We start from the raw sequence: 10,200 nt of genomic DNA, 5'->3' as shown, positions 1-10,200 counted from the left end.
CCCCTATTACCGGGGATCATCTAATACCCAAAGCATCCTTCAAACCTCACAAGATCAATGATTATTCCATTTTTCTTTGTCCAAAAAACGGACAAACGAGGTTTAAGTCCTAGCTGATTTGTCCATTTTACAGACATCATTTTTCTAAAAGAGAAATAATGTTTTTGTTTTCCGTCTCAAAAAAGATTAACCATTCTTTACTTAAGTTAAAAACAAATTTTATTAAACTCAATAATCTATTTACAATTTCGTACGAATTATCAGTAGAATAGTATTTTAACAATAAATTAACTTTTTTTTCGGATAATTCGTTAAAATTATGTGCAATTTGGTTTCGAATATTAAAAATTGACAGTTGATCCAATGCTTTCCCTATTTCCGACTCTCCCAGCGCTTTAAATATTCCTTGATATACTGGAAAGCTTAAAAAAGAAAAAGTTGAAAATCTATTGTTATATAACTGCTCTCTAATTTCAGTAAATTCACACTCGTTTAACTGTGGCAACTGATGTTCATCATATTTAATAAGACCTTGATAGTTCTTATTCAAATACATTTCGCATATGAACTCAGTTAGATTTCTGCCTCTAATAACAACTTCGCTAGTCATTCCCCTCTTGACCTGCAGCAAAAAAATCAAAAAGGAATTTAAAAGTATTGTCTTTTCTTTATCATATTTTTTTACTTTAACAGCTGGAAAAACTCTTTGATATTTTAAGGCTACAACAAATTGCTCTAATTTATTCGACAATTCTTCCTTTGTTGACAGGACTGGATCATTTTTTATTAATTCGTATGCGGACAGATAGTCATACTCCTGAATAAATTGCTTAACATTTTCTTTGATCAAGGTTTGCTCAAACTTTTCACCTTTATCACTAAGTATTCTGTCGCTCGTGTTTTGTACAGTACTTTCTGGGCTTTCACCATCATTACCATCTGATAAGTTAAACTCAATATTTTCATTGGAATCATTAACCGGCGTTTTTACTTGATAAGCACTAACGTTTAATCCTAAGATCCTGTTGATCGAAAACAACGCACTTTCCATAGCTGGTGTGCCACTCGAAAGATTCAAGGTAATGTTTTCTTCTTCAAGAAAATATTTCATAATCTTATCGTACAGAATTTTAAACATTTTATCGAAATAAGGTGTATCCTTATCTGGAGTTTCTTCAGGATCTACAATTATTGACGGTTTATAACTATCCTCTATACCATTTATTGCCGCACTAATTTTTTCTTGATTTCCGATAGTTCCCTCCGAAAAAACAAGAATGATTTTATCAGGCTTTTTCGACCGAACTATATTCAAAAGAGGACCGTCATATCCATTTCTAAATGGATCAGAAAAACCGACGCATGAAAATAATGTAGTCACGTTTATATTCCCCACCCTTCAATTAAGATAATAGTTTACGTAACAGATTATTTTGATTATCATAATAGTCATTCCATGTTTTTGAAATATCCAGTGTTTCAAAGACCAAGTTAAAGCAATCATTTAAAACCTCATTTAAATTAAATTTATCAGCTGGTACTTCATTTAACGTATGTGAAACCATATTTCTAACCTTCTTGTTTTTAACAATATTTTTAAGATGCTCTGTAAAAACTGAATCAGAACTTAAATGCTCCGCACTATCACTATTACTTTCGAACATAGATAAAATGATAGAATATCCAATCAGATTTTGAGACTTGTCTGCGTGTTCCCCCTGAGTAGCCGCAATTTTCGGATACTTATCAATATTCAAATAAGACTTTCCTTCCCAATCTTTTATCACATCACCATATTTTTTATTTAAGTACACCTTTGCTGCAAATTCAGCCAATGCAGAAACTCTCATCAGGACCTCAGTACTAAATTGTCGTTTGCATTGAAGCTGAATGACTAAATATTCGTTTAACAAATTTTTTTCTTCCAAACTTAAATCCATAGTCTCTGTTTTAGGTATATTTTTTTGATATTTGACATTATCTTCAATTTCATAGATTATTCTTCTTACTTTTTTTCTTTTTCCTTTCCCGATAATATTTCCACTCTTCGAAGTAATTAAATCTAAAACAGCACTATAATTATACATGTTGACATAATCTATTGCTCTTTTCTTTAGCAACTCCTGACCATATCTTTCAGCTTTATCTTGAACTATCCTTGACTCAAAAATTTCCTTATTATCCAAATTACTGTTTATTAAATCTTCAATTGGCACATCATTGTCATGTTTAATGTCTTTATTCGACCCTTTACTTGGTGTCATGACCTGAAAAGCTTGTACATTTAACCCCTTGATCCTATTAACAGAAAACATTGCAGCAATCATTTCGGGAGTTCCACTTGTTAAATTGAGGATAATTTGATCTTCATCAGTTAAATCTCGCATGTAATGACTTACTTTTTTATCAATTATTTCAAACATTTTATCAAAAAGATAAACATCATCATTTTTAATGATATCAGGATCATCAATAACATTAGGCTCATAATTCGGAATAGACGTCAAAGCTTTGATCAATCTATCTCTTTTTTTTAGAGATCGTTCTGACTGAAAAAGAACTATTTTTTCGGGCTTTTTACAACGAGCTATATGCAATAAGGCTCCATCGTGAAAATCCCTGATCGGGTCAGTGTCACCAACGCAAGTTAATAATATTGTTTGTCCCATTAATTGTCCTCCAAAGCTCTACAAATAAAACCAGACTTACCCATTTCGTAAAAATTTTCGTTATTCTGTATTAATGAATGTATTTCTCCTTTTTCCTTATACTTTACCAAAGGAGCTTTCGTTAATTTCAAAACACCTTTACGCTTCATCGAATATTTTCCCGTTTTAAATCTATTCAACTTAACATCATCAATTTTTGTTTTTGTCCATAAACCGCTACCTGCTCCCAAATACATAGGAGCAAAAACGTTATTCTGAATATACTTATTCGAAAATTCTTGCAAGAAAAATTCGTGATAATGCTGATAAACACTTTCGGCTATTTTAGACAAGTTATCCAATATCTCCACAGCCTCATTATTACATGCCTGAATTTCAAATTTAATGACTGTAAACGGTCGTAACGATTCTCGATACACAGGAAGTCCTTTAGCTTCCATCTTTATTCCAGAATAATCCCATTTCCTACACAAAATTAACTTTTCCAAGGATATTGGACTACTATCAGAAACATATATATTGCTGAATATGGATGAAAGTTCATTATCATTTTTCACGTTTGGTTTCCCATTTAAAACCAAAGTTCGTAATGAACCTTTTAAAGAACTACCAGGAACATACGGAGAGCCATAAGGATCTTTGATAAATTCAGAAATCTCATTTATTTTGCCCCTTTGATCTTTTTCAGATTCAAACATTGTTTCATCTATTTGATAGCCCCCAAAACCTCTTGCAGCAATCCTTTGATCATTTAAAAAGTCGACCAATCTTGGCTTTCTACGATTATTATTTTGGTTTAACATCAAAAAATCTTCAAAAGTTTTTACAACTTCTGGACCATGATTTTGAATTTCCTCATACAATGAGCCCATATTAGGAAAATAATAATGCCCATTCTCATAAATATACTCCTTTTGTGTGTATGTATCTCCATTGCCTACATGAACAGGAGCTAACGTACACAAAACGAAACTATATCTTTTATATAATTGTTTCACAGTCCCCCTCCTTTCTACCGACTCAATTGATAAAACAAACCTTTTGAATAATTCCAAACAGGATGTGGAAAATTGTCTGGCCGTACATCAACGATTTCTCCACGGTACTGTTTCTTAAACGTCGAGCCAACTGCAAATTTATACAAATCTTGTTTACGTAATAACTCTTTGCTCATTTCACTGTACGCAAAACCACTATCTTTTTTTAGTAAATACCTAGCACCATCCATAGATCGTTTCAATTCATCTGCTTTAGGCAGGCTAGTGGCAAGTGCCATTGATAACACGCCATCATTAAATCGCAATTTTTGAACAAATTCATTTGGTAAAGAAGACGATCGTAGAGTAAATTGACCATAACCACTCGATCGTTCCCCGCCAAGTCCACTGTACTGTAAAGAGTCCATCAACTGATCAAGCAATTTATCTTGTGGTGCGATAATATATAGTTGGCAATTGAATGAAGTGACCGCCACTTCATAGGGATCTTTTCCCTTCTTAGTAACATATTGGACCGTATACATATCTTTTTGCATATCAGCAATGTTTTTGATAACGCTTTTACCTGACACATATTCGTCCATTAAATTCCAAGGAATATACTGCAACTTTTTGGAAGCTTTTGCTTTTCTACGCATTTCAAGTGATATCTTCTGCTCGTGTGCAGAATAATCAGGATACCCAATGGGCTTAGGTAAAAAGAGCGCTTTATCCGTATAAGGAAAAGCATCACTTAATACAAAATCTCCCTGGTTTGCTAACTCCAAAAAATCATTTTGGTGATTTAGCTTGATTGCTTCTAAATACAATGCACTAAAAAGACGACTAGCAGAAAATGAGAAATCACTTGAAGACAACGTTCCTGTACCAAAATGAGCATTATCAAATTTAAGAATATACATTTGTAATCCCATTTTATCTCCTCAATTCTTCATTAAATTTCTCAGTATCAAAGTCGCCAAAAACAGTATTCGCAGCTAAATTACTAAAAGAAATTTTCCCATACCCCCGACTACCGCTACCCCCGAGATAATCCATTTCTAATAAATTAAGTCCTTCCAGAATAGTATTCAAGTCTTGTTTAGCTTGAGATTGATCATTCATTTCATAAATTAATTCGAAACCAAATTCACTACCTTTAACTATTCTTTCAATTTGTCTTGGGGTAGCTTTTGAACTTAACCGATCAATAGTGTTTTCAAACTTAACCTCAGTTAAAGAATCAACATTTTTTTCTTCTAAGTCTTTTTTGTTAGTAAGAAATGAATCTCTGAAAAGAAGTCGACTAGGAATGATTTGATCACCGTTTTCTCCACCTCCAGTTGTTGCACCAAACAATCTAGTAATTTTCTCATTATCATCATCCGGGCTCTCCACAATCCTCTCATTATACACTTTGGCCAGCAATGACCTCATCTTTCCCTTAATACTTGATCCAGGTATCATTGGCAAATTAGTAATAGGATCTTTAATAACTGGTGAATCTACTGCTCCAATCGCGGCAAAGGCCGTACTTCCCCCAATATGTAACCCGCTTAAGACTTTAACCGTTCCAGTAATTTTTATTTTTGCAAATTTTGACATTATATTACCCCCAAAACTGACTATTTATCCTGACCACCATAATATTTAAAATAAGCAACTAAAGCTTCAAAGTAATGACAAAACCGAATTAACATTCTTTTATCCTTAGAAGTTTGCACCTTTTCAAGTAATTCTAAAATTTTACCCGTCCTTACTAAATCTTTAACCGCCGCATTTCTACCGCTTTGGTACACAAATTGGACCCTTAAATACGACAACTTACCCGTTAATTGTGTAACTTCTTTAAAAGAAAGTTCATTAAATATAGTACTTACCAAACTTAAAAGATTACGGATCTGGCTAGTTGTTAACTCATCTCGACCATGTTTAAAATTGAATCTTCCCAATTCCTTAATAACTTTTTCAGCTTCGTCTACGTATGTTTCTTCACGAAACTGAATATTAACCTGCATGCTCGTAGCTCTTGAAGATTCATTCCGACCATGATTATTTTTATAATTATTATTCATATATTAGCCCTCTTTTCTTGTTTCATAAACGTATAGGATCAACGACATCTCAGCTTCCTTGATGCCACGATCATTATCAAACCATCCCATCATATTATGTTTGAAACGATTAAAGGCTTGTTTATTGTCTGTGTGTTCTTCTAATTGACTTAAATAATATGCAAGCCTAGCAAAAGCGATTCGATCCGTCCTGTTTCTTTGCTTGATCAAGTCAAGCAATTTATATATAAATGAATTTCCCTTTTCCCCTTCACCATCAAATAATTTTCGAATAGAAATAAGTTTTCCTTGATAAACTTCTTCAATAAATTCATCAAACTGGAAAATTTCATTTTCATCAAATAAACAGATGCTATCTTTACCACTATTTTTAGCTGTGTCTTCTAAATCTCCTGTCACTCGAGCCATAACATTGATTGGTGTTTTATCCTCAAACAAGCCGATTCCTGCTGACAAAGTCAGCTTTCCGTTTGACCAATTTTTCAGATTCTGTCTCAATAGGACTGCAAAATCTATTATTTCATCCCAAGCGCCAAGTACAAAAACATCATCTCCACCTGAATATATGATCGTTAAATGTGTTTCTTGAGCAAAAGTGTTGATATAGGCCTTAAAAAACATACTCATACTCCTAGAAAAGGTGGCAGTTCGGCTAAAGATATTATTTTTGCCTCCTTCCAATTCAGAAAAGCCAGCCATGAACGCATATCCTAAATCATCAACATCACAACGCAATGTCCCGATCCTTTTGATACCTTTACTTTCTCCGTCTTTCCAATCTCTTTTAGCATATTTAGTAAATAAATTGTTTTCCAGGTCTGTGTAATCACCAGCCCATATTTTAACACCCGAAAAGTCGGAACCATTAAAAAGGTTCTTAGCATAAACAGTATTTGAACCTTTATTTTTGCTATTTGAACTTATCCTTTTTAACACATGATCAGTATCTAAACGTAACCCATCTACGCCCTCAACAACCTCAAAATAGGTTTCTTTTTGAATATTACGAGAAAATTCCTCCAACGAGGCACAAAGATGACACTTATTTTCATCAGAGATCAAATTGTCTACGGTATGACATATAGAACATTCTCTTCCTTTTTTCTTTCCCCCTTTATTTAAAGAAAGTATCGTATCAGCTGAATAACGATTTAGCTTTTTAAAGCTAACCTTTTGATTAACACTCCGATATATATTTTGAATAACATTACTTCTTAACAAAGATACAGGACTGAATTCAGCATTTCCAAAAGCAACGTATAAATCCGTTGAAAAAGACTTCAAAAAGAATTGGTTAAATGAATGCTCAATTTTTTCCATTTCGTGCAAACACCAATCTGTATTCGGCAACACTAAATAGGCATGTCCACCACCAGAATATAATAAACTTGTTCTATCCAGCCCGCATTGCTCGAGTAAACGATCCACGATCCATTCACTGATCATATCCAAATAAAATGAACGACTTCTTAACTGTTTATGAGCACCCTTACTTGTTATTTTATAAATAAAACTTTGAATCCCCGAAATATCAAAACTAACCAATTGGAAAAATTTTTCAGCAAGAATATCAGTGCTACCCTTTAGAAAAAACTGCTTATAATTGTTGATTTGGTTATCTTCTAAATAAAAATAAATTGCACTAGAAACACAAGTTAATAAACGAGCGTGATCATAAAATGAGATGTCTTCTTGTCCTTTTACACCACAATTAATATAACTAGTCAATTTTTCCATAACGTTTAATAACCGCTGCTTACTTGAAAAATCAAAAGAATTTTCTTTTAATTCATTCAACAACCGTTTTTGCACGTTTGCAAATTCAAAATCATCAAAAGTCGTTCGCTTCTGAGCAAAAATATTCCGTCTTGGAGAAGTTAATGTTTGAGTTTCAAAGGACCTTGTGCTTTCTTGCTTACCAAACTTATTAAAGATATCATCGAGATTAGAAACACTTTGTTCCCCTTTTCCAACCTCATCCAAACTAACTCTATCTATAATACTCTCAGAAAATAATATTATATAAATCAAATCATCCGTAGCGATATCATCACCCTTTAAATCATCAATAGATTTATATTTTAGATATCGTACGAACTCTTTACCGTTTATTGTCTTATTCAAAGCTTTAACATCGGATTCATCTAACTTCTGTAAAACTTTATCTACATCATGTAATAAAGCTGAAAAAAATAAACTATTTACTTTATCAAACATTCTCTCACCCTTTCCAATCGATTCTAACAGCACCCATGCCCAGAGCTGTCTTGATACCTACTCCACCATATTCTGCAAATTTTAAAAGTACGTTGATGTAGCTCACCAATATACTTGTTCCGGAACAAATCAAATAAATTGAACCTGTAAAAGATGGTATCCTCGCTTTATGAATTGAATAATGGTTTGAACGAAGATTATACCCCCTAACATGTACGTTTGCGCAAATATCTTCAAGTAACTCCTTATCAATATTTTCATATCCTTCGTAAACAAAGTTATATTTACGCATCAAACTTTGAAATAACAAATGTAAATCTGGGTAAAAAATATACAGACCTTCTGACTTAAAACTGGTAGAAGTACTGAAGTTAATAAACATTTTCCGCTGTGGTTTTTCGTTATAAAATTCCTTTGTTAAATCTCTTTCAACTAGATACTGACTTTGTTTTTGTTTTATTGAATAGTGTTTCTGCGAAGCTGAATTTAATGCAAAGGAAGTCAAGGATTCATTTAATAAAATATTGTGTACTGTCGAAGACAAAGCCGAAGTTAATAAATTCACTTCAAATATTACTTTCGAATTTTCATATTTAACATTTATCGTTAATGGCTTCGTACCATTCTCATGCATAATGGTTGATTGCTGTTCGTCAATGTGATCCATCAGCCATGCATGAAAAAAAACACCTAACTTATAATCTTTTTTCCCATTACTTGGGCAAATTAGTTTTATTTTTTCCATCTAATTCTCCTTTTGATCCTATCCACATTTACCTTATAATTATAAAACAATAAACTGTGCTTGTCTGATAGTTTTTTGTACCTTCCTATCCCCAAGAATAGTAACTTGTTGATCGTTAACCTCGTCCGGTAAAACATACAATGTAATTTCGCCCTTTGTAGGAAGCTCTTCTCTCAAAACCTTGATGATCCTATTTTTGGTTGCATTTTTTCGTATTTCTCTTTCATAGACACTATATTGTTTCATGTAAAATCCTAACTGGGTTAAGCGCTTTCTATATTTTGTAGCTTGCGTTCTTTGCTTTTTCGTGTTTCTAGGCAAATCAAAACATATTAGTAAAACCATTTTACCTTCCCCCTTCTATAAAAGCTGGGAGTTTTAAATAAGTCACACTATTTTGACTTACACATTTAACAAAAGAATCAACCACAACATTAATAGCATCGGAAATCATATAAACTTTATCGTCAATAACACATCTTTCGAAAAAGACTTGAAACAGTGCTTTTTTAGCTACAAAGTCAAATTCCTCTATATCTTTAGCACCGATAATTTCAAACACGATCATATCAACAAATGGACGAAAGGGCTCAATTAAATCATCAGACAAATTAAAAGGATTTTCACTAGAGTTATGATGGATCCCAAAACTGGGTTCCAAGCCACATACAACGATCCTACGTCGTATTGCTCCTCTAATCAATGAATAACCATAATTTAAACAAGAATTAGCTAAATCAGCATATCTTCCTCTTTTAAAATCTTTTCCAAATACTATGGGAAAATACTTACGCGCAGCATAAGCTTCACAATTATGTATATCATCCTCAACAACATTTTTCCCAATTGACCTTATTAAATTTGCGTTTTCTAAATCATTGCTCGCTTGCATTAAACAATCAGCTTGATTATTGATTTTACTGATTACTATTTTGCGCCATGATCTCTTTTTCATCTTAGTGGAAAATTTAGTTTGAGCAGAAAGTTTAGCTAGTCTATTTTCTTGTCCTAATACAGAATTTGCGTAAACTATCGGAGAATGTTTTTCATCGCAAAACATTAAACCTACATGATGTTTAACTGATTCACTGACCACCTTAGAAGAAAAAAAGCTATTTAGATTATCAAACACTAGACATTCAACATCATCAAAAGTACAAAACTTTTCGTCCCTGGAAACTAAGTCCACAAATCTATAACCATATTCATTAACAGAAACATAATGTCTCCTTTCAATATACATTATATTCTTCATAAATATCCCCCCAAATATTCAACTAACTCTTTAATTTTGAATAGGAGAAGTATCATACCACAACTAGCCGATTAACAAAAGAAAAAGTTAAAGTGTAGATACTAACCTAAAAAATAAATCATCAGCAACAAAAATATATATTTACCATGATCTGGTACTTTAAGTTCCCACCCCGTATTACCGGGAATACTCTATTACCCCTTAATAGCAATCAAACCTATAACAAATTTATGTTCTCGTCCCCTATTACTGGGGATACTCT

Annotated in this window: 10 protein-coding genes; all 10 read right to left on the bottom strand. The window is 32.8% G+C overall.

Translation table 11 applies throughout. The features are described 5' to 3' along the window. Window positions 1–136: 136 nt before the first annotated feature. Genes csm6 (FC65_RS06015) through cas1 form a run of 10 tightly spaced genes read right to left on the bottom strand, consistent with a single transcriptional unit; the run spans window position 137 to window position 9,938 of the window. Window positions 137–1,381, bottom strand: a complete 1,245-nt coding sequence (csm6, locus tag FC65_RS06015) for a type III-A CRISPR-associated CARF protein Csm6 (RefSeq protein WP_056971932.1) — start codon at window positions 1,379–1,381, stop codon at window positions 137–139. 22 nt (window positions 1,382–1,403) lie between these two features. Further along, the gene (gene csm6 / locus FC65_RS06010; protein ID WP_056971931.1) at window positions 1,404–2,669 is read right to left on the bottom strand and encodes a type III-A CRISPR-associated CARF protein Csm6; all 1,266 of its coding nucleotides are present in this window, start codon (window positions 2,667–2,669) and stop codon (window positions 1,404–1,406) included. Then, on the bottom strand, window positions 2,669–3,667 hold the full coding sequence (gene csm5, locus FC65_RS06005; protein ID WP_056971930.1) for a type III-A CRISPR-associated RAMP protein Csm5: 999 nt from the start codon (window positions 3,665–3,667) through the stop codon (window positions 2,669–2,671). The genes csm6 (FC65_RS06010) and csm5 overlap by 1 nt, the downstream gene beginning before the upstream one ends. 14 nt (window positions 3,668–3,681) lie before the next feature. After that, entirely contained in the window at window positions 3,682–4,581 is a 900-nt protein-coding gene (csm4, locus tag FC65_RS06000) for a type III-A CRISPR-associated RAMP protein Csm4 (protein ID WP_056971929.1), read from the bottom strand. A gap of 1 nt (window position 4,582) precedes the next feature. Further along, a complete protein-coding gene (csm3, locus tag FC65_RS05995; RefSeq protein ID WP_010496922.1) occupies window positions 4,583–5,251 on the bottom strand; it encodes a type III-A CRISPR-associated RAMP protein Csm3 in 669 nt (222 codons plus the stop codon). Window positions 5,252–5,271: 20 nt separating this feature from the next. Next, window positions 5,272–5,664, bottom strand: a complete 393-nt coding sequence (gene csm2, locus FC65_RS05990) for a type III-A CRISPR-associated protein Csm2 (protein WP_029605270.1) — start codon at window positions 5,662–5,664, stop codon at window positions 5,272–5,274. A 60-nt stretch (window positions 5,665–5,724) separates the two neighbouring features. Next, entirely contained in the window at window positions 5,725–7,938 is a 2,214-nt protein-coding gene (gene cas10, locus FC65_RS05985) for a type III-A CRISPR-associated protein Cas10/Csm1 (protein ID WP_056971928.1), read from the bottom strand. A gap of 4 nt (window positions 7,939–7,942) precedes the next feature. Then, window positions 7,943–8,683, bottom strand: coding sequence for a CRISPR system precrRNA processing endoribonuclease RAMP protein Cas6 (cas6, locus tag FC65_RS05980; protein WP_056971927.1), 741 nt, complete (start codon window positions 8,681–8,683; stop codon window positions 7,943–7,945). A 39-nt stretch (window positions 8,684–8,722) separates the two neighbouring features. Further along, window positions 8,723–9,028, bottom strand: a complete 306-nt coding sequence (gene cas2, locus FC65_RS05975; protein ID WP_056971926.1) for a CRISPR-associated endonuclease Cas2 — start codon at window positions 9,026–9,028, stop codon at window positions 8,723–8,725. 1 nt (window position 9,029) lies between these two features. Further along, entirely contained in the window at window positions 9,030–9,938 is a 909-nt protein-coding gene (gene cas1 / locus FC65_RS05970) for a type II CRISPR-associated endonuclease Cas1 (RefSeq protein WP_056971925.1), read from the bottom strand. Window positions 9,939–10,200: the final 262 nt, after the last annotated feature.

Origin of the sequence: Ligilactobacillus acidipiscis DSM 15836 (assembly GCF_001435755.1) — a bacterium.
Classification (GTDB): Bacteria; Bacillota; Bacilli; order Lactobacillales; family Lactobacillaceae; genus Ligilactobacillus; species Ligilactobacillus acidipiscis.
Note: the sequence above shows the minus strand (reverse complement) of the source record. Positions and strands in the feature narration are given on the sequence as shown.